Annotated in this window: 23 protein-coding genes; 15 read left to right on the forward strand and 8 right to left on the reverse strand. The window is 71.4% G+C overall.

The window, feature by feature from the left end:
* The first annotated feature begins 26 nt into the window (after positions 1-26).
* From AB0N73_RS01585 to AB0N73_RS01615, 7 genes are all read left to right on the forward strand, one after another.
* Positions 27-245, forward strand: a complete 219-nt coding sequence (locus AB0N73_RS01585) for a hypothetical protein (RefSeq protein ID WP_363559649.1) — start codon at positions 27-29, stop codon at positions 243-245.
* Between the two features lie 22 nt (positions 246-267).
* Positions 268-1176, forward strand: a complete 909-nt coding sequence (locus AB0N73_RS01590) for a rhodanese-related sulfurtransferase (protein WP_363559651.1) — start codon at positions 268-270, stop codon at positions 1174-1176.
* Between the two features lie 37 nt (positions 1177-1213).
* Positions 1214-1684, forward strand: a complete 471-nt coding sequence (locus AB0N73_RS01595; protein WP_363559653.1) for a hypothetical protein — start codon at positions 1214-1216, stop codon at positions 1682-1684.
* Between the two features lie 33 nt (positions 1685-1717).
* A complete protein-coding gene (locus AB0N73_RS01600) occupies positions 1718-2284 on the forward strand; it encodes a ribonuclease H (RefSeq protein WP_363559655.1) in 567 nt (188 codons plus the stop codon).
* A 36-nt stretch (positions 2285-2320) separates the two neighbouring features.
* Entirely contained in the window at positions 2321-2914 is a 594-nt protein-coding gene (locus AB0N73_RS01605; RefSeq protein ID WP_363559657.1) for a YdeI/OmpD-associated family protein, read from the forward strand.
* Between the two features lie 41 nt (positions 2915-2955).
* Positions 2956-4005 carry a zinc-dependent alcohol dehydrogenase family protein gene (locus AB0N73_RS01610; protein WP_363559659.1) on the forward strand — a complete coding sequence of 350 codons (1050 nt, stop codon included), beginning with the start codon at positions 2956-2958 and terminating at the stop codon, positions 4003-4005.
* 454 nt (positions 4006-4459) lie between these two features.
* The gene (locus AB0N73_RS01615) at positions 4460-5020 is read left to right on the forward strand and encodes an NYN domain-containing protein (protein ID WP_363559661.1); all 561 of its coding nucleotides are present in this window, start codon (positions 4460-4462) and stop codon (positions 5018-5020) included.
* Between the two features lie 12 nt (positions 5021-5032).
* Here AB0N73_RS01615 and AB0N73_RS01620 read toward each other — a convergent pair whose 3' ends face one another.
* The gene (locus AB0N73_RS01620) at positions 5033-5476 is read right to left on the reverse strand and encodes a GNAT family N-acetyltransferase (protein WP_363559663.1); all 444 of its coding nucleotides are present in this window, start codon (positions 5474-5476) and stop codon (positions 5033-5035) included.
* Positions 5477-5520: 44 nt separating this feature from the next.
* Here AB0N73_RS01620 and AB0N73_RS01625 point away from each other — a divergent pair, with 44 nt between their 5' ends.
* Positions 5521-5982, forward strand: coding sequence for an ASCH domain-containing protein (locus AB0N73_RS01625; RefSeq protein WP_363559665.1), 462 nt, complete (start codon positions 5521-5523; stop codon positions 5980-5982).
* A 19-nt stretch (positions 5983-6001) separates the two neighbouring features.
* On the opposite strand, the gene AB0N73_RS01630 is transcribed toward AB0N73_RS01625, so the two are convergent.
* Entirely contained in the window at positions 6002-6799 is a 798-nt protein-coding gene (locus tag AB0N73_RS01630) for an alpha/beta hydrolase (RefSeq protein WP_363559667.1), read from the reverse strand.
* Positions 6800-6859: 60 nt separating this feature from the next.
* Entirely contained in the window at positions 6860-7903 is a 1044-nt protein-coding gene (locus AB0N73_RS01635; RefSeq protein ID WP_363559669.1) for an LLM class flavin-dependent oxidoreductase, read from the reverse strand.
* Between the two features lie 117 nt (positions 7904-8020).
* Here AB0N73_RS01635 and AB0N73_RS01640 point away from each other — a divergent pair, with 117 nt between their 5' ends.
* Together AB0N73_RS01640 and AB0N73_RS01645 are read left to right on the forward strand one after the other, a co-directional pair.
* Positions 8021-8542 (forward strand): bifunctional nuclease family protein, encoded by a 522-nt coding sequence (locus AB0N73_RS01640; protein ID WP_363559671.1) that lies wholly within the window; start codon positions 8021-8023, stop codon positions 8540-8542.
* 22 nt (positions 8543-8564) lie between these two features.
* A complete protein-coding gene (locus tag AB0N73_RS01645; RefSeq protein WP_363559673.1) occupies positions 8565-9080 on the forward strand; it encodes an ACT domain-containing protein in 516 nt (171 codons plus the stop codon).
* A 20-nt stretch (positions 9081-9100) separates the two neighbouring features.
* On the opposite strand, the gene AB0N73_RS01650 is transcribed toward AB0N73_RS01645, so the two are convergent.
* Together AB0N73_RS01650 and AB0N73_RS01655 are read right to left on the reverse strand one after the other, a co-directional pair.
* Complete coding sequence (locus tag AB0N73_RS01650) at positions 9101-9673, reverse strand: hypothetical protein (protein ID WP_363559675.1); 573 nt, start codon at positions 9671-9673, stop codon at positions 9101-9103.
* Positions 9674-9848: 175 nt separating this feature from the next.
* Positions 9849-11363 carry a SulP family inorganic anion transporter gene (locus tag AB0N73_RS01655; protein WP_363559677.1) on the reverse strand — a complete coding sequence of 505 codons (1515 nt, stop codon included), beginning with the start codon at positions 11361-11363 and terminating at the stop codon, positions 9849-9851.
* Between the two features lie 143 nt (positions 11364-11506).
* On the opposite strand from AB0N73_RS01655, the gene AB0N73_RS01660 reads away from it, so the two are divergent.
* Together AB0N73_RS01660 and AB0N73_RS01665 are read left to right on the forward strand one after the other, a co-directional pair.
* On the forward strand, positions 11507-12394 hold the full coding sequence (locus tag AB0N73_RS01660; RefSeq protein ID WP_363559679.1) for an aldo/keto reductase: 888 nt from the start codon (positions 11507-11509) through the stop codon (positions 12392-12394).
* 58 nt (positions 12395-12452) lie between these two features.
* Entirely contained in the window at positions 12453-13274 is an 822-nt protein-coding gene (locus AB0N73_RS01665; RefSeq protein ID WP_363559681.1) for an SDR family NAD(P)-dependent oxidoreductase, read from the forward strand.
* 120 nt (positions 13275-13394) lie between these two features.
* Here AB0N73_RS01665 and msrA read toward each other — a convergent pair whose 3' ends face one another.
* The 3 genes from msrA to msrB form a co-directional block, all read right to left on the reverse strand.
* Positions 13395-13943, reverse strand: coding sequence for a peptide-methionine (S)-S-oxide reductase MsrA (gene msrA / locus AB0N73_RS01670; RefSeq protein ID WP_363559683.1), 549 nt, complete (start codon positions 13941-13943; stop codon positions 13395-13397).
* Positions 13944-14110: 167 nt separating this feature from the next.
* Positions 14111-15610, reverse strand: coding sequence for an MATE family efflux transporter (locus tag AB0N73_RS01675; RefSeq protein WP_363559685.1), 1500 nt, complete (start codon positions 15608-15610; stop codon positions 14111-14113).
* A 112-nt stretch (positions 15611-15722) separates the two neighbouring features.
* Complete coding sequence (gene msrB / locus AB0N73_RS01680; RefSeq protein WP_363559687.1) at positions 15723-16175, reverse strand: peptide-methionine (R)-S-oxide reductase MsrB; 453 nt, start codon at positions 16173-16175, stop codon at positions 15723-15725.
* 175 nt (positions 16176-16350) lie between these two features.
* Between msrB and AB0N73_RS01685 the strand changes: the two genes are divergently transcribed.
* The 3 genes from AB0N73_RS01685 to AB0N73_RS01695 are packed head-to-tail and all read left to right on the forward strand — an operon-like array spanning position 16351 to position 20794.
* On the forward strand, positions 16351-17145 hold the full coding sequence (locus AB0N73_RS01685) for an isocitrate lyase/phosphoenolpyruvate mutase family protein (protein ID WP_363559689.1): 795 nt from the start codon (positions 16351-16353) through the stop codon (positions 17143-17145).
* Positions 17146-17159: 14 nt separating this feature from the next.
* Positions 17160-17861: a CoA pyrophosphatase gene (locus tag AB0N73_RS01690; protein ID WP_363559691.1), complete on the forward strand. Its 702-nt coding sequence runs from the start codon at positions 17160-17162 to the stop codon at positions 17859-17861.
* A gap of 14 nt (positions 17862-17875) precedes the next feature.
* Positions 17876-20794, forward strand: coding sequence for a DEAD/DEAH box helicase family protein (locus AB0N73_RS01695; protein WP_363559693.1), 2919 nt, complete (start codon positions 17876-17878; stop codon positions 20792-20794).
* Positions 20795-20849: the final 55 nt, after the last annotated feature.

Here is a 20849-nt window from a genome sequence, read left to right on the forward strand (position 1 = left end):
GCCGTTCATCCGCCTACGCTCGAACGATGCACATTCTTCTCGGCGTCCTCCTGCTGCTCAACGCGCTCTTCAACGCCGTCGTCTGGCCGCGGTTCTACGCGCGAGTGGCGAAGGACCCGCGGGCGCGCGCTGCGGACGGCACCGCGACGGCGTTCCTGAGAGTGCACGCCGTGCTGATCGGTATCGCCCTGCTGCTGGCACTCGTGTCGGCCGTCGCCGGCGTCTGGGCGCTCATCGCCGGCTGACGACAGCGCCTACGCTTACCCGGTGGCCCTCTCGAAGATCCTGTTGTTCTACCGGTTCGCGCCCCTCGCCGATCCGGAGGCGGTCCGTCTCTGGCAGCGCGACCTGTGCGAGGCGCTGGGGCTGCGGGGCCGCATCCTGATCTCCCGCCACGGCATCAACGCGACTGTGGGCGGCGAGCTCGGCGCCATGAAGGTCTACGCGAAGAAGACCCGGCAGTACGCGGCGTTCAGGGACGCCGATCTGAAGTGGTCCGACGGCACGGGGCTCGACGACACCGGCGGGAGCCGCGACTTCCCGCGGCTGTCGGTCAAGGTGCGCGACGAGATCGTCAGTTTCGGGGCTCCCGACGACCTGCGGGTCGACGCCGACGGTGTCATCGGCGGGGGCACGCCGCTCGCGCCGGAGGCCGTGCACCGGTTGGTAGCGGAGCGCGACGACGTCGTGTTCTTCGACGGACGGAACGCGTTCGAGGCCGAGATCGGCCGGTTCCGCGACGCCGTGGTGCCGCCGGTCGCCACCACCCGTGATTTCGTCGCCGAGCTCGACTCCGGTCGGTACGACCACCTCAAGGACAAGCCCGTCGTGACGTACTGCACCGGCGGCATCCGCTGCGAAGTGCTCTCCAGCCTCCTGGTCGCCCGCGGCTTCCAGGAGGTCTACCAGCTCGAGGGCGGCATCGTGCGCTACGCCGAGGCATTCGGCCAGGACGGGTTGTGGGACGGCTCGCTCTACGTGTTCGACGGACGCGGCGCCGTGAGCTTCGGTGCGGCGGACGGAGCCCTCGGGACGTGCCGGGGATGCGGCCGGTCGCTCGCCGACACCAGCACCTGCGGAGCCGACGCGTGCGAGGAGCGCGTCGTCCACTGCGCCTCCTGCGACATCTCGCCGCGATGCCCGCGCCACGTCCCGGACCCTTTCGCCCTGGCGTGACGCCCACGGCCTCGGCCAGAATGGGCGCGGGGGCATCATGTACATCGTTCTGGTTGTGCTGCAGACCGCGATCCTGCCGGTGGCATCGACGGTCGTGCAGATTCTGCTCGTCGGGGGCGACCCGTTCGTCGTCGCGGGGATCTGGTGGGGATTCTGGGGTGTGGGCACGCGACTCGCCGTGGCGGGCATCAGCCAGCTGGCGAACCCGTCGCGCACGGCCAAGGGCATCCTGGGCATCGAGGACGCGGGCGCCGATCAGGTCGTGCACGAACTCGGCTACGCGAATCTGAGTCTGGGGATCGTCGCTCTCGCCGCGCCGTTCGTTCCGGTCTGGGGGATCCTCACCGCGCTTCCCGGGGCGCTCTACCTCGGTCTCGCCGGGGTACGCCATATCGCCAAGAAGAACAAGGGCGCGGAGGAGATCGTCGCCACGTGGACGGACCTCCTCGTGTTCGTGGCGGTGGGCGCCGGCCTCGTCGCCGTCATCGGCTCCGTGCTCGCGCCGTGACGGGGGCGTCGCATCGCCTGAGAGAATGGACGGATGCCCGCTGCATCCGCTGAGCCGATCGACCGCTACATCGTCGCCACGGACGGTGCGTGCAAGGGGAACCCGGGTCCCGCGGGATGGGCGTGGGTCGGCGAGGACGGACACTGGGCCGCGGGGTCCCTGCCCGCCGGCACCAACAACATCGGCGAGTTGCTGGGACTGCTGTACGCGATCCGCGACCACGAGAACGTGCGCACGCTCGTGGTGCAGGCCGACTCCAAGTACGCCATCGACACCTACTCCTCGTGGATGGACGGCCACGCCCGGCGCGGGTGGGTCACGAGCGGGAAGAAGCCCACCGCCAATCGCGACATCCTCGAGCAGCTGATCGCCGCCCGTGACGCCCGTCGCGCCGCGGGGATGCCCGACGTCGTCCTCGAGCACGTGCGCGGCCACAGCGGCCACCGTCTCAACAGCTGGGCCGACGAGCGCGCCGTTCGCGCCTCGCAACACGCCGCGAAGGGCGAGGAGCTGGTGTGGACGTCGCTGCGCGGCCTCGATCCGCTCGACGTGAGCGTCGACCCGCCCCGCGGCGCGGGCGATCGCAACGCCAAGCGCTGAGCGGCGGCTGTCGGTGCCGTCCGGCAGGATGGGCGCATGGCCACCGTCGATGACCCGTTGATCCTGGCCGACGCCGCGGCATGGCGGCGCTGGCTCGACGCGAACGAGGGAACGTCCGACGGCGTCTGGTTGGCGCTGGCCAAGAAGGGCGTCGTGCAGCCCACCTCGTTGACGTACGCGCAGGCACTCGACGAGGCGCTGTGCAGCGGGTGGATCGACGGACAGAAGCGCGGGCGCGACGCCGACACGTTCCTGCAGCGGTTCACGCCGCGGCGCCGGGCGTCGCTCTGGTCGGAACGCAACATCGGGCTCGTGGGCACGCTCGAGGCGGCGGGGCGCCTCCGGCAGCGGGGCCGCGACGAGATCGCCCGCGCCCAGGCCGACGGGCGGTGGGAGCGCGCGTACGCGGGGGCGGCCACCGCCACGGTTCCCGACGACCTCGCGGCCGCCCTCGCTGCCGCACCGGCCGCGGCGGAGCTGTTCGCCGACCTCGACGGCACCAACCGCTATGCCGTCCTGCACCGGGTGGCGACGGCGCCGAGTGCGACCAGTCGCGCCAACCGCATCGCGAAGCTCGTGGGGATTCTGGAGGCCGGGGAGACACCCTACCCGCGCACGGGCCGCCGCTGAGCCGCCGGGCCCCGCCAGGCATCGCGGCGTAGGCTCGGAACATGCTCGCCACCGTCATCCATGCTGCCCGTGACATCCGCGTCGAGGAGGTTCCGACGCCCGAACTCTCCACCGGACGCGACGCGATCGTGCGGGTCGTCGCCGCCTGCGTGTGCGGATCGGACCTCTGGCCCTATCGCGGCGTGACACCGACGAACGCCCCGCACCGCATCGGGCACGAGTTCGTCGGCATCGTGGAGGCGGTCGGTGCGCAGGTGACCTCGGTCGCGCCGGGAGACTTCGTGATCGCCCCGTTCTACGTGTGCGACGGCACCTGCGTGAACTGCCGCAACGGCGTCAGCACATCGTGCCTGCACGGGGGATGGTGGGGCTCGGACGTGCACGACGACGGCTTCGCCGACGGCGGGCAGGGGGAGTTCGTGCGCGTCCCGCTCGCGGACGGCACGCTGGCCGTCGTTCCGGGACCGGTGCGCGACGAGGAGATCCCCGGTCTCCTGACTCTCAGCGACGTCATGGGCACGGGGCACCACGCCGCGGTCTCGGCGGGTGTCGGCGCCGGCGACAGCGTCGCCGTCGTGGGCGACGGCGCCGTGGGCCTCTGCGCGATCATCGCCGCCAAGCGGCTGGGGGCGACGACGATCATCGCGATGTCGCGTCACCCGGAACGACAGGCGCTCGCGCGGGAGTTCGGCGCGACGCACATCGTGCCCGAGCGAGGCGAGGAGGGGATCGCGCGGGTGAAGGAGCTCACCGGCGGCATCGGCGCGGACCGGGTGCTCGAATGCGTCGGAACGAAGGAGTCGATGGATCAGGCGCTGCGCTCGGCGCGTCCCGGCGGGATGGTCGGTTACGTGGGCGTGCCCAACGGCGGTCCCGAGCTGCCGGTGCGCACGATGTTCGGCTCGAACGTGGGCGTGAACGGTGGCGTCGCGCCGGTGCGCGGGTACGTCGAGGAACTGCTTCCCGACGTCCGCTCCGGGGCGATCCGCCCGGGTCTGGTGTTCGACCTCGAACTGCCGCTCGCCGAGGCGGCGGAGGCCTACGCCGCGATGGACGAGCGCCGCGCCACCAAGGTGCTGCTGCGCCCCTGACGCCGCCTCGTCGCGTCGCCGCGCCGCGCCGCTTCGCCGCGTCGCGTCGTCGCGTCGCGTCGTGGCGTAAACCCGCGCCTCTCCTCCCTGTTCATTCGTCGCCAATGCGGGGTGCAACATCCGCGCACCCCGCTTTTGCGACGAATCAGGCGGGGTATGCGGGGGAGCCGTGACGACATGCACGGCTTGCCAGGCGGGTGCACTCCGCGCGCGTCACGGGATCGGGCGGGGCGGGTCCAGTCGGGCGGGGCGGGTCGCGCCGGGCGGCACGACTGTCGACTCGTCGCAAATGCGGGGTCGCGCCGGCTATGACCCCGCCTTTGCGGCGAGTGAACAGGGTTGGATGACGAGCGGATGCGGAGCGCGTCAGTTCACCTCAGTACCAATGACGGCGCTCGGGCGTGGAACCCGCGTCCGGTCTGCGAGGATCGAGGGGAGCGGAAAGGCGGGCACCATGCACGCGAGCGAACGGAACACCTGGCTGCTGGTCGACGGCGAGAACATCGACGCGACGCTGGGCGGTTCGATCCTCGGACGCCGCCCGCAGCCCGATGAGCGGCCGCGCTGGGACCGTCTGCTGGCGTTCGCCGAGCGGACCTGGGGGAACACCGCCCGTGGGCTGTTCTTCCTCAACGCCTCGACGAACCTGCCGATGACCTTCGTCCAGGCGCTCAAGGCGCTGGGCTACGAGCCGGTGCCCCTGTCGGGCCCGGCCGACGCGAAGGTCGTCGACATCGCCATCCAGCGCACCCTGCGTGCGCTCAAGGAGCGCGACGACGACGTCATCCTGGTCAGCCACGACGGGGACTTCGTCGAGGACGTCGAGCCGCTGCTCGACGGCGAGCGCCGCGTCGGTCTCATCGCCTTCAACGAGTTCCGCAACACCGACTATGCGGCCTTGCCCGGGCTCACCTTCTTCGACCTGGAGTTCGATGCGAAGGCGTTCGATGCGCCGCTCCCGCGGATCCGCGTGATCCCGATCGAGGAGTTCGACCCCGCTCAGTTCCTGTTCTGAGGCCGGCGGCGCTCAGAGCGCGATCTGGTAGTGGATGAAGCCGCTGCGCGCGGCGACGCGGTCGTAGAGACGGCGGGCCGTCTCGTTCGTCTGCGCCGTCAGCCAGTACACCTTCGCCGAGCCGTGCGCGGTCGCCCAGTCACGGACGTGCGCGATCAGCGCCTCGCCGGCGCCCTCGCCGCGCGCGTCGGAGGCGACGAAGAGATCCTCGAGATAGCAGTAGTCCGTGCTCGTCCACGTGGCCGGATGCGTCAGCCAGTGCACGAGACCGATGGCCCGGCCGTCCGCCGAACGGGCGATCGCACCGTGCAGGTCGGATGCGGCATCTGTCAGACGGTCGAACGTGTGCTGCGTCGTCGCGTCGTCGAGAGCGGACTCGTAGAACGAGAGATATCCGCGCCAGAGAGCCAGCCATTCGGCGTGATCCTCGGACCGCAGGGGCGTGATGTCGGGCATCGCTCCAGCCTAGGTCGGCAGCGGCCCTCACGTATTCTGAGGCGATGCCCCTCTCCGTCGCGGACTTCTGGAACACGTGCCGTCGGGAACACCCGCATCTCGCCGAGGCGGTGCCGTCGGCGTGGGCGTTCGGCGCGACTCCAGCGCACGCCGACGGCCTGCTGAGCCTCGTCCTCTCCGGGATCAAGACCGGAACGGCCTCCTCGCTCTGGGACTACGAGCACGCGGACGAGCCGCTCCCGCAGGCGGGCGAGTTCAGCATCATCCTCGACGGTGCGGGCGAGCCGCGCGCCGTGATCGAGACGACCGCCATCGAGATCGTGCCTTTCGACCGTGTCGACGCGGCGCACGCGCACGCCGAGGGCGAGGGCGACCGCACGCTGGCTCACTGGTGTGAGGTGCACGAGCGATACTGGCGGGCCCACTCCGAGAACCCGCGCGGGTACGCGGCCGACATGCCGGTCGTGTGCGAGCGGTTCCGCCTCGTCTGGGTGCCGGCGGACTGACCTCGCTTGCGCCTCGACCTCAGTCGGAGAGCTCGGCGCGCAGGATCTCGACCCAGCGCTCGAAGGCATCGAGATGGGCGTCATGGCTCGCACCGGCGATGTCGATGCGCCGGGTACTCGGACGACGCGAGATGAGCTCGTCCTTCTGGGCCGCGGTGAACATCCCGCCGTCGGCGAACACCGCCGTGGTCGGAACGCGGAGCTCGTCCCACTCCGCCCACCGCGCCTCGTGGACGGCGGCGATCACCGTCTCCATCACGTCGGCATCGAAGCGTGGATGCAGTCCGTCGGGCCGTGGCTCCAGATCGGCGATCCATGCGTCACTGAGTGCCGACGTTCCCAGGAAGGCTCGCGCTGCGGCGGCATCGGCGAACGGCCGCGGCCACGACGCGAAGTAGCGGCCGAGCTCAGCGGCTTCCTCGGATCGGTCGCTGCCCGCCACGTGTCCTTCGAGCATGATGACGCGACGGATGAGGTCGGGTCGCGCGACTGCGGTCAGGACCGCCGTGTGCGCCCCCATGGACTGGCCGACGAGAGCGACCCGTTCTCCGGGGCAGACCCGTTCGATGACCGCTACCACGTCGGCGACGAAGGCGTCGCGAGACAGGTCACTGGGACGACGTGTGCTGCGTCCGTGCCCGCGCTGGTCGATCGAGAGCACCCGGAACGCGTCCGTCAGCGCCTCCGCCGTCGGACGCAGCTCACGCGCGCTGCCGGCCAGCCCGTGCAGCAGAAGCGTCGTGCGTCCGTGACCGCCGTGATCCGTGACGGCGATGCGAGTGCCGTCACGGGGTGTGGTCACCGTGAGCGCCGTCATGTCCCCATTCTCGCGGACGTCGCGCCCGCCGTGCGTGAGAGCGCGGCGGGCGCGAGGAGGTCAGGAGACGCTCGTCGTGGCGAGCTTCGAGGACCAGCCCAACGAAGGGGCGACGTACTTCGCGAACGACTCGACGACCCGCAGGTTGAACTCGACGCCCAGCTGGCTCGGGATGGTGAGCATGAGGGTGTCGGCGGAGCGGATGGCCTCGTCCTGCAGCAGCTGCTCGACGAGCGCGTCGGGCTCGGCGGCGTAGGTCTTGCCGAAGGTCGACCGCATGCCGTCGATGACGCCGATCTGGTCGCCGCCCTGCGAGCCGCCGAAGTACATGGCGTCCTCGGCGGTCGTGATCGGGAAGATGCTGCGGCTGACCGAGACGCGGGGGGTACCGGCGTGGCCCGCCTCACGCCACGAGGCGCGGAACGCGTCGATCTGCTGCGCCTGCAGCAGGTCGAAGGGCGTGCCGTCGGCCTCGGTCAACAGCGTGGACGACATCAGGTTGACGCCGACGCGACCCGCCCACTCGGCGGAGTCGCGGTTGCCGGCGCCCCACCACACACGGGATCGGAGACCGGGCGACTGCGGCTCGATCGCCTGCATGCCGGTGCCTCCGCCGAACGGGCTCGAGGGGTCGCGTTCCGCCATCCCCTCGCCGTCGATCGCCCGCAGGAAGCGGTCGAAGTGTGCGCGCGCGATGTCGGCGCCGCGGGGATCCTCGGATCCGGTGTAGCCGAACGCCTCGAAGCCGTTGACGACAGACTCGGGTGAGCCGCGGCTCACGCCGAGCGCCAGTCGGCCGTCGCTGATCAGATCGACGGCCGCCGCCTCCTCTGCGAGGTACAGCGGGTTCTCGTAGCGCATGTCGATCACCCCGGTGCCCAGCTCGATGCGCGAGGTGCGCGCGGCGATCGCGGCGAGCAGCGGCATCGGCGAGGCCTGCTGGCGGGCGAAGTGATGCACGCGGAAGTAGATGCCATCGGCGCCGAGCTCATCCATCCCGACGGCGAGGTCGATCGCCTGCAGCATCGAGTCCTTCGCGGTGAGGATGCGGCCGCCACCCAGGGGACCGTAATGACCGAACGAGAGTGTGCCGAAGCGTTCCATGTGGGGTGCAACAGCGCGAGGCGGAGACGCATTCCCGTGAATGGAGGTCGCCGTATCGCCCCGCGGTACGGATCTCGTGCGTAGCATGGCAGGACGTTCGATCCGGGAGGTGTCCAGATGCTCGTCCGTGTGCTCGGTGTCGCGCTCGATCCCGAGCAGGAGCACGTCATCCTGCTCAAACCCGTCGCCTCGCCGGACGACCGGATCCTCCCCGTCTGGATCGGTGCGCAGGAGGCGACGTCGATCCTCATCGCCGTGCAGGGAGCCGACTCGCCCCGCCCCCTCGCGCACGACGTCATGCTGTCGATGCTCGATGCGCTCGACGGCGAGGTCAGCCGCGTCGAGGTGACCCGCGTCGAGGACGGGACGTTCTTCGCTGCCGTCACGCTCGACACGGTCGCGGGGGAGCGCGTGATCGACGCCCGGCCCTCGGATGCGATCGCCCTCGCCTCACGCGCGGGTGCGCCGATCTTCGTCGCCGACGACGTGCTGGATGCGGCCGGCATCCCCGACACGATCTCCGACACGCCGGAGGTGGACGACACGGTCGTTCCCGAACCGGCCGAGGTGCAGGAGGAGCGGGTGGAGCAGTTCCGCCGGTTCCTCGACGAGATCGAGCCGGAGGATTTCCAGGGCTGACGCCCCTCGTTACGCTGGCGGCATGACTTCTCTCGTGCTGACCGTCGTCGGAGCCGACCGGGCGGGTCTGGTCGCCACCGTCGCCGAGGTCGTCGACGCGCACGGCGGCAACTGGGAGCGCAGCGAGCTCGCCGAGCTCTCGGGCACGTTCGCCGGCGTCATCGAGGTGTCGGTCCCCCCGCAGCGCGCGGACGAGCTGCGCGAGGCCCTGACGGTCGTCGACGGGTTCGTCACGGTCGTCGTGCCGACCGGGCAGGCGGCCGTTCCGTCGACGGAGCGCAGGCTGGTGGTGCGCGTGCTCGGAAACGACCGGCCCGGCATCGTGCGCGAGATCACCGCGGTGCTCTCCGGCAGCGGCATCAGCATCGAGCGTATGACCACATCCAGTCGAGACGCCGCGATGGCGGGCGGGCGGCTCTTCGAGGCCGCGGTCACGGCGAGTGTGCCGGTGTCGACAGACGTGGATGCCGTGGTGTCACGGCTGGAGGATCTGGCCACCGACATCCAGGTGGACGTGCAGGTGCTCGCGGCCGACTAGGCCCGCGGCGTGCCGCGCTCTCAGCCCTCGTTCTTCGACGGGAGCAGCCAGGACGGCAGTGCGTCGTCGAACGGCGGCGCGAAGAACTCCGGCGCCGGGGGCGCCTCCTCCTGCACGCCCTCGCCGGTTCCGGGCTGCGACTCCTCCTCGGGCTCGCCGGGCGTCGCACCGGGATCGGGGGTGGGAGTGGGCTCCGGGGTGGGGGTTCCCTCGCTCGGTGCCGGAGTGGGGGTGGGCGTCGCGACCGGCGGCTCGTTCGGGGACACCGGCTCGGGCGCAGGTGCCGGTGCCGGTGCGTTTCCGGGGGCGTCGCCGCCGCGCACCGGGGCGGGAGCCAGGGGCACGACACGGCGCTCGAACGACGCGGGCGGGGTCGGCGTGGACGTCGCCTGCGGAGGCTCGACGCCGATCGCGGCATCCAGCTCGTCCGGGGCATCGAGGGCGACGGCGGGCAGCGACTGGCTCGCGTCGATGAACCGCGCGAGAGACGACTGCGTCTCCGCCGCCGAATAGGTCAACGCCGCCGTGGTCGAGAGGACGAGCGCGCCTGCCGATGCGACCGCAGCGGTCACGAGCAATCGGGGCGCGGGCACGACTCTCCAAGTCTCGGCACGGGGGAATGCCGGTCGGTTCGGGTTCGTTCCATCCTGTTCCCGTCGCGGAGGTGCGTCAAGGCGACGAGCGACCCGCAGCGTGTCCGGACGCACCATAGGCGCGCATAAGCTCCGGGTCAGAAGCCGATTCTGTGCGGACGAGAAGACCGGTATATCAGTCGTCCCGGCCGGCGCCGTCGGGGCCGCGTCCGCTCACGCGTCGATGCACCGACGCGCTGGCGGTGTTCATTCCGGTCAGGGTCACGGCGATGCCGCGGCGCTCGTATCCGCTCACGATCGCATCCAATGCCGCCACCGACGACGCGTCCCAGATGTGCGCGTCGCTGAAGTCGATCTCGACGCGGGCGGGGTCGTGCGCGTAGTCGAACTGGGTCGTCAGGTCGTTGCTCGAGGCGAAGAAGAGGGCGCCCTCCACTCGGTAGCGTGCGACCTCGCCGTCGACGTCGCGGGTGACGGAGGTGACGTGGGCGACGCCGCGCGCGAAGAGTACGATCGCGGCGAGCACTCCGACCCCGACGCCGATGGCGAGGTTGTGCGTCCACACGGTGACGATGACGGTCAGCGCCATGACGACCGTCTCGCCGACGGGCATGCGCCGCAGCGTGGCCGGGCGGATGCTGTGCCAGTCGAAGGTGGCGACGCACACGAAGATCATGACCGCCACGAGCGCCGCCATCGGGATGATCGCGACGAGGTCGCCGAGCGCCACGACGAGGATGAGCAGGAACACGCCGGCGAGGAAGGTCGAGATGCGTGTGCGCGCCCCCGAGGCCTTCACATTGATCATCGTCTGCCCGATCATGGCGCAGCCGCCCATGCCCCCGAAGAAGCCGGACGCGATGTTCGCCACGCCCTGCCCCCACGCCTCGCGCGTCTTCGAGGAGTGCGTGTCGGTGAGGCCGTCGACGAGCTTCGCGGTCATGAGCGATTCGAGCAGGCCGACGACGGCGACCGCGAGGGCGGTCGGACCGATGATGCCGAGCGTCTCGGCGGTCAGCGGCACGCTCGGCAGGAAGAGGTCGGGAAGGCTGCGAGGGAGCTCCCCCTGATCGCCGACGGTGGGCACGGCGATGCCGAAGACGACCACGACGCCCGTCAGCAGGACGATGGCGACCAGGGGAGCGGGAACCGCGCGCGTCAGGCGGGGCCAGAGCCACAGCACGACCAGGCCCGCGGCGACCAGCGGGTAGACCGCCCACGGCACCTGCGTGAGCTGCGGCAGCTGCGCGAGGAAGATGAGGATCGCGAGAGCGTTGACGAAGCCCACCATGACGCTGCGCGGGATGAATCGCATCAGCCGCGCGACGCCGAGGACGGCGAGGACGATCTGGATGGCGCCGGCCAGGAGCACGGTCGCGATCAGGTAGTCGATGCCGTGCTCGCGTGCGATCGGGGCGATGACGAGCGCCACCGCTCCCGTGGCGGCGGTGATCATCGCGGGTCGGCCACCGACGAACGCGATCGCGACCGCCATCACGAACGACGAGAACAGCCCCACGCGCGGATCGACGCCCGCGATGAGCGAGAACGCGATGGCCTCGGGGATGAGGGCGACGGCGACCACGAGTCCGGCCAGGACCTCGCGGCTGAGCAGGCGCGGGCTCCGCAGCGCCTGGAGGACGGTCGGCTCGATGCGGGTGCGGGCGCGCGCGGGAGCGATCCGGGTCATGGGGCCTCCTGGGCGTTGCCGGAGGCGCGGGCACGACGCATCCACCGAAGATTAAGGGGGAGCTGCGACGGGCGCAACCGCCTGAGTCTAGCCGCGGGCGCAACCCCGGCCCCGGTGTCCTGCGGCGTTCGTAGGCTGGGACCATGTCAGAACATCACGCAGATCATCGCGCCGACGAGAAGGCCGCGGGCAGCGCACGCATCCCCGCCGTGGCGCTCCGCTCCGGCTACGACATTCCGCAGTTCGGGTACGGCGTCTTCAAGGTGGATCCGGGCCAGACCGAGCGTCTCGTGAGCGAGGCCCTCGAGGTCGGGTACCGACACATCGACACGGCTGCCGTCTACGGCAACGAGGAGGGTGTCGGACGCGCGATCGCCGCGAGCGGCATCCCGCGCGACGAGCTCTTCATCACGACCAAGCTCTGGAACGACCGCCAGGGTGGCGACCAGCCGCCTGCAGCGCTCCAGGAGAGCCTTGAGAAGCTCCAGCTCGCGCACGTCGACCTGTACCTGGTGCACTGGCCGGCGCCCGCGAACGATCAGTACGTCAACGCGTGGACGCACCTCGTGTCGCTGAACGAGGCGGGGCTCGCCCGGTCGATCGGTGTCTCCAACCACCTGGTCGAGCACCTCGAACGCATCGAAGCGGCGACCGGGGTGCTGCCGGCGGTGAACCAGATCGAGCTGCATCCCGCCTATCAGCAGCGCGAGGTCGTCGAATGGTGCGCGGCACGCGACGTGCACATCGAGGCCTGGGGGCCGCTCGGCCAGGGCAAGTACGACCTCTTCGGCACTCCCGCCATCCGCGACGCCGCGGCATCGCACGGCAAGACACCGGCACAGGTGGTGCTGCGCTGGCACCTGGAGCGGGGCAACATCGTGTTCCCGAAGACGGTCAACCGCGACCGCATGGTGGAGAACCTGCAGGTCTTCGACTTCCGGCTCTCGGATGCCGAGCGCGACGCGATCACGGCGCTCGATCCCGGCGACGGTTCCGGGCGTGTGGGCGCCCACCCGTCCGAGCTCAACTGACCCCCGGGTCCCGGTGCCGTCGAGGTACCGGGACCCGCCCCCTTCTCGAGGAGATGCCATGCCCCGCACCATCGTGATCACCGGCGCGAGCGACGGGATCGGCGCCGCCGCCGCGCGTCAGCTTCACGCGGGCGGAGACCGGGTCGTCATCGTGGGCCGCAATCCCGACAAGACGGCCGCGGTCGCCCGCGCTCTGGGGGCAGAGTTCCATGTCGCCGACTACGGCGATCTCGCCCAGGTGCGCGACCTCGCAGCGCGCCTGCGCGAAGCCCATCCCCGCATCGACGTGCTGGCCAACAACGCCGGCGGGGTCTTCGAGAAGCGACGGACGACGGTGGACGGCAACGAATTGACGTTCCAGGTCAACCACCTCGGCGGCTTCCTCCTCACCCACCTGCTGCTGGATGTGCTGATCGAGAGCCGCGCGAGCGTCATCCAGACCTCCAGCGTCGCCGCCGAACGGTTCTCGAAGTTCGACATCGACGATCTGCAGGGCGAGCGGAACTACTCGGCCAGTCGCGCGTACGGAAACAGCAAGCTCGCCAACGTGCTGTTCACGAAGGAGCTGCACCTGCGCTTCCACGAGCGGGGTCTCAACGCCGTCGCCTTCCATCCGGGCGTCGTGGCCACCGGGTTCGCCGCCGCCTCGACGGGGCCGTGGCGTTTTCTATACCACAACCCCCTCACGAAGCTGTTCATGACCTCGTCCGACGAGGGCGGGTCGCGCCTCACCTGGCTCGCGCAGGGCACGCCCGGCGAGACCTGGACGCCCGGAGAGTTCTACTCGTCGAACCGCCTCGCCCGGACGCATCCGGTGGCATCCGACGCGGTGCTCGCGGGCGCGCTGTGGGAGAAGAGCGAAGCGCTCGTCGGACTCTGAGCCCCGACCCCGCGCGCCCGTTCACCCCCGTTCATTCGTCGCGAATGCGGGGACCGCGGCGCGGCGACCCCGCTTTCGCGACGAATGAACAGGGTGGTGAGGGGGAGGGGGAGAAGCGGGTTAGACGGCGGCGTTCTCGCGGCGGGCGGGCAGCACCCATCCGGCGCGCGGGAAGTGGCACGTGTAGCCGTTGGGGATGCGCAGCAGGTAGTCCTGGTGCTCGGGCTCGGCCTCCCAGAACGGGCCGGCGGGCTCGATCGTGGTGACGGCCTTACCGGGCCAGAGACCGGAGGCGTCCACGTCGGCGATCGTCTCGCGCGCCACCGTCTCCTGCTCCGGGGTCAACGGGAAGATCGTGGACCGGTAGCTCGAGCCGATGTCGTTGCCCTGACGGTCCAGGGTCGACGGGTCGTGGATCTGGAAGAAGAACGCCAGGATGTCGCGATACGTCGTCCGCGCCGGGTCGAACACGATCTCGACGGCCTCGGCGTGGCCGGGGTGGTTGCGGTAGGTCGCGTGGTCGTTCGTGCCGCCGGTGTAGCCGACGCGGGTGTCGAGCACGCCGGGCTGGCGGCGGATGAGGTCTTCCATGCCCCAGAAGCACCCGCCCGCGAGGACGGCGGTCTCGGTGCCGGGGGTCTGCGTGATGGTGCCGGTGTCGGTGGTCATGATGCCTGCTCCTTGCTGCGACGGATGCGGGTGGTCCGGGGCGGTGACACCCCGAGTGTACGTTCCGTCTGGTCGTCGACGCCGCCGGATTGCGGCGTCGACGGATACAACGCGCGGGTGCTCCGTTTTGGTCCCGATGCCGCGGATCGATCCGCCGCAGGGGAGGGTCAGCGCCGGAGCGTCCGCCGTCGCCGGTCGGAACGGCGGCGCGAGGCGCGCATCGGCTGGATCGGCACGGGGCGGGTGACGACCGCATCGACCGTCATCGACCCGTCGGTCGGTCCGACGACGGGGATGGGGGTCGTCTCGGTCGAGATGTGGTCGTCGACGGCGACGGGCGCGTCGGCCAGCTCGCGGTGGGCGCGCACGTAGGCGGGGATGAGGAGGACAACGGCGCCGAGCCAGGCGAGGGGGTTGCTCCACGCCACACCGGCGAACCCGATCGCCGCACCGAGCACCACGGCCGCGGCCACCCGCATCCCCAGCTCCACGACGCCCGTCACGGTCGGGATCATGGTGTGCCCGAGCCCCTGCAGCGCGCCGCGGAGGATGAACAGGACGCCCAGCAGCGAGTAGGTCGCGCCGTTGATCACGAGCATCACGTGGGCGAGGTCGACGACGTCGGCCACGCCGTCGCCGACGAACAGCCGGACCAGCGGCGCGCCGAAGGCGATGAGCACCGCGCCGAGGACGACGGACCCGGCCAGTGCCATCCCCGTCGCCTGGACGACCCCGCGCCGGATGCGGTCGGGCCGTCCGCCGCCGTGGTTCTGCGCCACGAACATCGAGACGGCGAGCCCGAGGGACTGGAGGAGCGCGACGGCGAGACCGTCGACACGGGAGGCCGCCGTGTAGGCGGCGACGGCGTCCGCGCCGAGCTCGTTCAGCCGCACCTGCACGGCGAGCGTGCCGATGGCGATGATCGAGGCCTGGAATCCCATGGGCAGCCCGAGCCGCAGGTGCAGCGCGTAGTCGGCGCGCGTGAGCCGCCAGTCCTCGCGGCGGGGCAGCAGCACTGGGATGCGGCGGCGCATGAAGTCGAGGCAGAGGATCACCGAGACGGCCTGCGAGAGGACGGTGGCCAGCGCGGCGCCCGCGACACCCCATCCCAGCGGACCGACCATGACGACCACGAGACCCGCGTTCAGGATGCAGGCCAGCGTCAGGAACAGCAGCGGGGTCCGCGCATCGCCGATCGCGCGGATGATCGCGGACAGGTAGTTGAAGAACATGGTCGCGCCGGCGCCGAGGAAGCTGACCTGCGCGAAGACCGTGGCCTGAGGGAGCAGTTCGGGCGGGGTCTGCAGCAGTTGCAGCAGCGGCTCGGAGATCAACGGTGCGCCGACGGTGAGTACGGCGCTCGTGATGGCCGTGAGGATGGTGCCCGTCGTGACCGAGCGGCGCACGGCGGCGTGGTCGCCGGCCCCGAACGCCTGCGCCGTGGGGATCGCGAAGCCCGAGGTGAGACCCCACGCGAAGCCGATGAGCAGGAACAGGAGGCTGCCGGTGGCGCCCACCGCCGCGAGGGCGTCGACGCCGATCTGGCGTCCCACCACGACGGCATCGACCACGTGGTAGAGCTGCTGGACGACGTTGCCGATCAGGAGCGGGACGGAGAAGGCGAGGATGACACGCCACGGACGGCCCGTGGTGAGGGTTCTGGACATGCGCGGGCTCTCGAGATGGTGCGGGCGGGGAGACGGGCGCCGCGCAAGGCACCCGTCTCTCAGCGTATCGAATCGATTCGCACCGCGGAAGATCGGCCCTCGTCAGAGCGGATCAGCCCTCGTCGGAGAAGAGCGCCCGGAAGTCGCCGTACCCCTGCTCGTCGAGTTCGGCGAGCGGGATGAAGCGCAGCGCGGCGGAGTTCATGCAGTAGCGGAGGCCGCCCGCATCGCGCGGGCCGTCATCGAACACGTGTCCGAGGTGGCTGTCCGCCCCGGACGAGCGCACCTCGGTGCGCCGCATCCAGAGAGTCCGGTCACTCTTCTCGATCACGGCATCGGCCGAGATCGGACGCGTGAAGCTGGGCCATCCCGATCCGCTCTCGAACTTGTCGGCGGACGAGAACAGCGGCTGTCCCGACACGACGTCCACATAGATCCCGCGCTCGTGGTTGTCCCAGTAACGGTTGCGGAAGGGCGGCTCGGTGGCATCCTCCTGGGTCACGTCGTACTGGAGCGGGGTGAGACGGCTGAGTGCCTCTGCGGTCTTGCGATAGTCGTTCGACATGGTTCCTCCTCGGTGTCCGCCGCCGGCTGCGGCGTCACAGACCACAACACCCCGAGGTGCCGGTGTGGTCCCGCGAACCTGGGAGCGGACTGCGAGTTCGACGCACGCGCCGTCACGCATGACGGTGCGTGGCAAGCCCGCCCCGGCGACCGCGGCGCTGCCCTAGCGTGGAGGCATGACGAGCAACGAACAGAAGCTGTCCCTGTCCGACCGCGCGCAGACGCTGCGATCGCTCCACGCCGCTCCCGAGATCCTCCGCGTGGTGAACGTGTGGGATGTGGTGTCGGCCAAGGCCATCCTCGCGCTGCCCGAGACCAAGGCCCTCGCGACCGCCGGCCACTCGATCGCCGCGACCTTCGGCTACGACGACGGCACCATCCCCCTCGACATCACCCTCGATCTGGTCGGCCGCATCGTCGCGGCTGCCGGTGACGTCCCCGTCACGGCGGACCTCGACGACGGGTACGCCGACGCCGGAGAGACGGCACGCCGCGCGATCGGTGTCGGCATCGTCGGCGCCAACGTCGAGGACCGCCTGCGTCCGGTCGCGGAGTCCGCGGCGCGCGTCGAAGCAATCCTCGCCGCGGCGGACGCGGAAGGCGTGCCCTTCGCGCTCAACGCCCGCACCGACGCGTTCGTCCGCGGCGGCGACCGTCCGGTCGAGGAGTCGATCGCCGACGCCATCGAGCGTGGGCGGGCCTACCTGTCGGCCGGTGCCGATGTCGTCTTCGTCCCGGGCATCCTCGACGCCGACGTGACCCGTCAGCTGGTCGACGGCATCGGCGAGCGCAAGGTGAGCGTGATCGGGCTCCCCGGTGCGCTGACCGCCGCGGAGTACGAGGCGCTCGGCGTGGCGCGAATCTCCTACGGCCCCACGACCCAGCGCGTCGCGCTGACCGCGCTGCAGGACGTCGCGAAGAGCCTCTACGCGGATGGTGTGATCCCCGCGTCGACGCGCGCACTCAACTGATCGACGGTCGCGGCATGACCTCGGTGTCCGGGCCCCATCCGGCGCGCGCCGAGCTCGAGGCATGGCTCGCCCGCGGGGCCGAGGTGCCGGCGGCGTTCGCGGAGCTGCCGACCTCGGCGGACCCGCGGGCGGCGGCCGTCCTCGTGCTCTTCGGCGTGCTCGATGCGACGCCGAGTGCGCACCGTCCGCGCGCGGGCCGCGTGGGCAGCGACCTGGATGTGCTCCTCCTGGCACGCGCGACCACCCTGCGTGCGCATCCGGGGCAGGTCGCCTTCCCGGGCGGACGCCTCGATCCGGGCGACGACGGTCCGGTGTCGGCGGCGCTGCGCGAAGCGGTCGAGGAGACCGGACTCGACGCTGCGGGCGTCGAGGTGCTGGGTGCGTTGCCCGAGGTGCCGCTGGCCTTCTCGGGTCATGTGGTGACGCCCGTGGTCGGGTGGTGGTCGCATCCGTCGGAGGTGGGCGTGGTTGACGCGGCCGAATCCGCCGACGTCTTCCGGGTGCCCGTCGCCGATCTGCTGAATCCTGCGAACCGGGGGAGCACCGTCATCCGGCGCGACGGCCGTCGGTGGCAGGGGCCGGCGTTCCTCGTCCGGCATGGGGCGCGCGAACACCTGGTCTGGGGGTTCACGGCCATGCTCCTGGACGGCATCTTCGACGCTCTGGCGTGGACGGAGCCGTGGGATCGGTTGCGCGAGTTCGCGGTGCCCGCCTGAGGCAGACTGATCGCATGGCCCCGCTCGCGTCCTGGAGCTTCGACGGCGTTCTCCGCCATTACCAGGCCGACGTGCTCGACCGCGTCGACGTGGACGGGGGAGAGCCGCTGCACATCGTCGCCCCTCCGGGGTCGGGCAAGACGCTTCTCGGGCTGCTGCTGGCGGCTCGCCGCGGACGCCGGACCCTCGTGCTGGCGCCGACGCTCACCATCCGCGCGCAGTGGATGCGTGCCGCCGCCGCCCTTGCGCCGGATCCGGCGCGGGTCTCGGATGACGGCGAGCATCCCGGCGACCTGACGGCCCTGACGTATCAGGCGCTGAGCGTGCTCGATCGGGGGATGCCGCTCGAGACGATCGCGGCCGACCGCTGGCGGGAGGAGCTCGAGGCGGACGACCGCTCGCCGGAGGCTGCGGCCGCGTGGCTGGAGGAGTTGCGTTCGAACAATAGCCGTGCCTACGTCGCGGGCATCGCTCGGCGATCCCGGGCCGTGCGCCGACGACTCGTGCGCGAGGACCCGGGAGTGCTCGCCGCGGCGCTGCATCCGCGCGCTCTCGCCCTCGTCGAGCGGCTCGTCGCGGCGGGCGTGGAGACCATTGTCCTCGACGAGTGCCATCACCTGCTCGACCACTGGGCGCTCGTGGTGGCGGCGCTCGTGTCGCGTCTGCGTGCCGATGGGCGAGCGCCGTTGGTGATCGGGCTCACGGCGACGCTGCCGTCGCCGGACGACGCGCACGAGTACGACAACTACACCGCGCTCCTCGGCGACGTGGACTACGAGGTGCCCGTGCCGGCCGTCGTGCGCGAGGGGAACCTGGCTCCGTACCGCGACCTCGTGCTCGCCGTGGAGCCGACGGCCGCCGAGATCGCCTTCCTCAACGGGCAGGCCGTCGGCCTCGACGTGCTGCTGCGACGCACGTTCGGCGGTGACACCGGGCTCGCCTACCTGCGCGAGACGTTGCTGCCCGATGTCGATCCGCCGACGTCCCGCGACCCGCTCGACCCGCCACCGGCCGCGCCGGAGGACGCGATCGATGCCCGACTCGCGACCGCGTTCAGCGCGGACTTCCCCGCGGCGGAGGCCGCGGCGGCGATGCTCTTCGCCGTGGCGCCCGACGATCCGCTGACCACCCGCATCCCGGAGGTCGCTCGTCGGCAGCCCACGACGGATGAGGCCGTGCGGCTGCTGTCGCGGTTCGCGCTGGACCGTGTGCTGCCGGATGCGGCGCTCGGCCCGTTGTGGCACCGCATCCGCCGGACGCTCGCCGATTTCGGCTATGCGCTGACCGACCGGGGCGTGCGTCGAACCCGTGATCCGGTCGACACGATGCTCGCGTCGTCGCGGGCGAAGGACATCGGCGCCGGCGACATCCTGGCGCGTGAGCGGGCCGCGATCGGCGACGACGCGCTGCGGGCCCTCGTCGTGACGGACTTCGCACGACACGGCAACACCCACGGCGGTCTGGTGGGATCGGCGGGCGCGCTGCGCACCTTCGACGTGGTGGCGACCCATCCCGGCGCGCGCGGTCTTCGGGCGGTGCTCGTGACCGGCCGTGAGACGAGGGTGCGGACGGAGGACGCCGACGTCCTCGTCCGGGAGCTCGGCCGGGAGCTCGCGATCCCGGTGGCGTCGACTCCGCTCGCCGATGCCCCCTACGTCTCGGCCGTGCACGCGCCCGGCGCGGGAGCGGCGGCGATCGTCGGAGCCGTCTCCGGGCTCCTCCAACGGGGCATCGTGCACGTGGTGGTCGGAACACGGGGACTCCTGGGCGAGGGGTGGGACTGTCCTGCCGTCAACACCCTCATCGACCTGACGGCGGTCGCCACGGCATCCGCGACGCAGCAGCTGCGTGGTCGCACCCTGCGCCTCGATCCCGCGTGGCCCGAGAAGGTGGCGCACAACTGGACGGTCACGGCCCTGTTGCCGGCGACCGTGCCCTTGGATGCTGCGCCGGATGCGGCGCGGCTGCGGCGGAAGCATGCGGCGCTCTGGGGGCTCGATCATGACGACCCGTCGCTCGTCGTCCGGGGTCTCGCGTCCGCGATGACCCTCGAACAACGGACGGCGCTGCGCGACGTGGAGGCACGCCGGCCCACGGCGTCGGTGGCCCGGATCAACGCGGCGTTGACGGTGCCGGAGCGGCGCACGACGCACGCGCAGTGGCGGATCGGCGACGACTACGACGACCACGAGGCGGTCAGCGCGCTCGTGGCACGGCGGCAGGGCGCGCCCGTGTTCCGCACGAGCGTCCCCGCCGCCCGGCGTCTGGGAGGGGCGCTCGTCGGGCTCGGCGCGACGGCGCTCGTCGGAACGGCGCTCGCGTTCCTCGGCGGCGCGGCGTGGGGTCTGGGAGTGGGAGCGGTGCTGATCGCGGCAGCGGTGTGGGCGGGGGTGCCGATCGCGCGGGAGTGGCGGCGATCGCGCGAGCAGTCCCGCGACGTCGGGGCGGCGACGGCGCGGATCGCCCGGGTTCTCTGGCGGGCGCTCGGCGAGGCGGGTCGTGTCGGAACGGCCACGGGCGAGCCGCGCGTCACGACACGCGTGAGCGGCGACGGCGGCCAGGACGTGGACGTGGAGCTCGTGGGAGCGAGCACCGCGGATCAGCGCGTGGCGGCCGACGCCCTGACCGAGCTGTTCGGAGCGGTCCGTGCACCGCGCTTCCTGCTGGAGGTGGGCCAGGGGAGTGGTTCCGGGCTCGTCGAGCGCCTGCTGCGCTCCGCGGCGCGAGGGCCGTCGCCGCGTCAATACCTCGCCGTGCCGACAGCCATCGGCCGACGAGCCGCCGACGCGGAGCGCTTCGCCGGCGCATGGCGCGAGAGCGTCGGGGCGTGCACTCTGCACGCCATGGATCATCCCGACCGGCTGGGCCTCATCGCCCGCGCGCGTCGCGAGGGCGTCGAGGCTGCCCCCTCCGTTCGGGAACGCTGGCGCTGAGGCTGTTCGGGAACGCTGGCGCTGAGCGCCGTCAGCGCGCCGCGCGTATCCGCAC

Source organism: Microbacterium sp. NPDC089189 (assembly GCF_040685095.1).
Classification (GTDB): domain Bacteria; phylum Actinomycetota; class Actinomycetes; order Actinomycetales; family Microbacteriaceae; genus Microbacterium.

Excerpts from the sequence above, each read along its gene's own strand:
- AB0N73_RS01695 (WP_363559693.1), top strand. The coding sequence starts at position 17,876 with ATGGCCCCGCTCGCGTCCTGGAGCTTCGACGGCGTTCTCCGCCATTAC.
- AB0N73_RS01655 (WP_363559677.1), bottom strand. The coding sequence starts at position 11,363 with ATGACCCGGATCGCTCCCGCGCGCGCCCGCACCCGCATCGAGCCGACC.
- AB0N73_RS01625 (WP_363559665.1), top strand. The coding sequence starts at position 5,521 with ATGCCCCTCTCCGTCGCGGACTTCTGGAACACGTGCCGTCGGGAACAC.
- AB0N73_RS01620 (WP_363559663.1), bottom strand. The coding sequence starts at position 5,476 with ATGCCCGACATCACGCCCCTGCGGTCCGAGGATCACGCCGAATGGCTG.
- AB0N73_RS01690 (WP_363559691.1), top strand. The coding sequence starts at position 17,160 with ATGACCTCGGTGTCCGGGCCCCATCCGGCGCGCGCCGAGCTCGAGGCA.
- AB0N73_RS01665 (WP_363559681.1), top strand. The coding sequence starts at position 12,453 with ATGCCCCGCACCATCGTGATCACCGGCGCGAGCGACGGGATCGGCGCC.
- AB0N73_RS01585 (WP_363559649.1), top strand. The coding sequence starts at position 27 with ATGCACATTCTTCTCGGCGTCCTCCTGCTGCTCAACGCGCTCTTCAAC.
- AB0N73_RS01600 (WP_363559655.1), top strand. The coding sequence starts at position 1,718 with ATGCCCGCTGCATCCGCTGAGCCGATCGACCGCTACATCGTCGCCACG.
- msrA (WP_363559683.1), bottom strand. The coding sequence starts at position 13,943 with ATGACCACCGACACCGGCACCATCACGCAGACCCCCGGCACCGAGACC.
- msrB (WP_363559687.1), bottom strand. The coding sequence starts at position 16,175 with ATGTCGAACGACTATCGCAAGACCGCAGAGGCACTCAGCCGTCTCACC.
- AB0N73_RS01595 (WP_363559653.1), top strand. The coding sequence starts at position 1,214 with ATGTACATCGTTCTGGTTGTGCTGCAGACCGCGATCCTGCCGGTGGCA.
- AB0N73_RS01605 (WP_363559657.1), top strand. The coding sequence starts at position 2,321 with ATGGCCACCGTCGATGACCCGTTGATCCTGGCCGACGCCGCGGCATGG.
- AB0N73_RS01675 (WP_363559685.1), bottom strand. The coding sequence starts at position 15,610 with ATGTCCAGAACCCTCACCACGGGCCGTCCGTGGCGTGTCATCCTCGCC.
- AB0N73_RS01685 (WP_363559689.1), top strand. The coding sequence starts at position 16,351 with ATGACGAGCAACGAACAGAAGCTGTCCCTGTCCGACCGCGCGCAGACG.
- AB0N73_RS01615 (WP_363559661.1), top strand. The coding sequence starts at position 4,460 with ATGCACGCGAGCGAACGGAACACCTGGCTGCTGGTCGACGGCGAGAAC.
- AB0N73_RS01635 (WP_363559669.1), bottom strand. The coding sequence starts at position 7,903 with ATGGAACGCTTCGGCACACTCTCGTTCGGTCATTACGGTCCCCTGGGT.
- AB0N73_RS01640 (WP_363559671.1), top strand. The coding sequence starts at position 8,021 with ATGCTCGTCCGTGTGCTCGGTGTCGCGCTCGATCCCGAGCAGGAGCAC.
- AB0N73_RS01610 (WP_363559659.1), top strand. The coding sequence starts at position 2,956 with ATGCTCGCCACCGTCATCCATGCTGCCCGTGACATCCGCGTCGAGGAG.
- AB0N73_RS01660 (WP_363559679.1), top strand. The coding sequence starts at position 11,507 with ATGTCAGAACATCACGCAGATCATCGCGCCGACGAGAAGGCCGCGGGC.
- AB0N73_RS01630 (WP_363559667.1), bottom strand. The coding sequence starts at position 6,799 with ATGACGGCGCTCACGGTGACCACACCCCGTGACGGCACTCGCATCGCC.
- AB0N73_RS01645 (WP_363559673.1), top strand. The coding sequence starts at position 8,565 with ATGACTTCTCTCGTGCTGACCGTCGTCGGAGCCGACCGGGCGGGTCTG.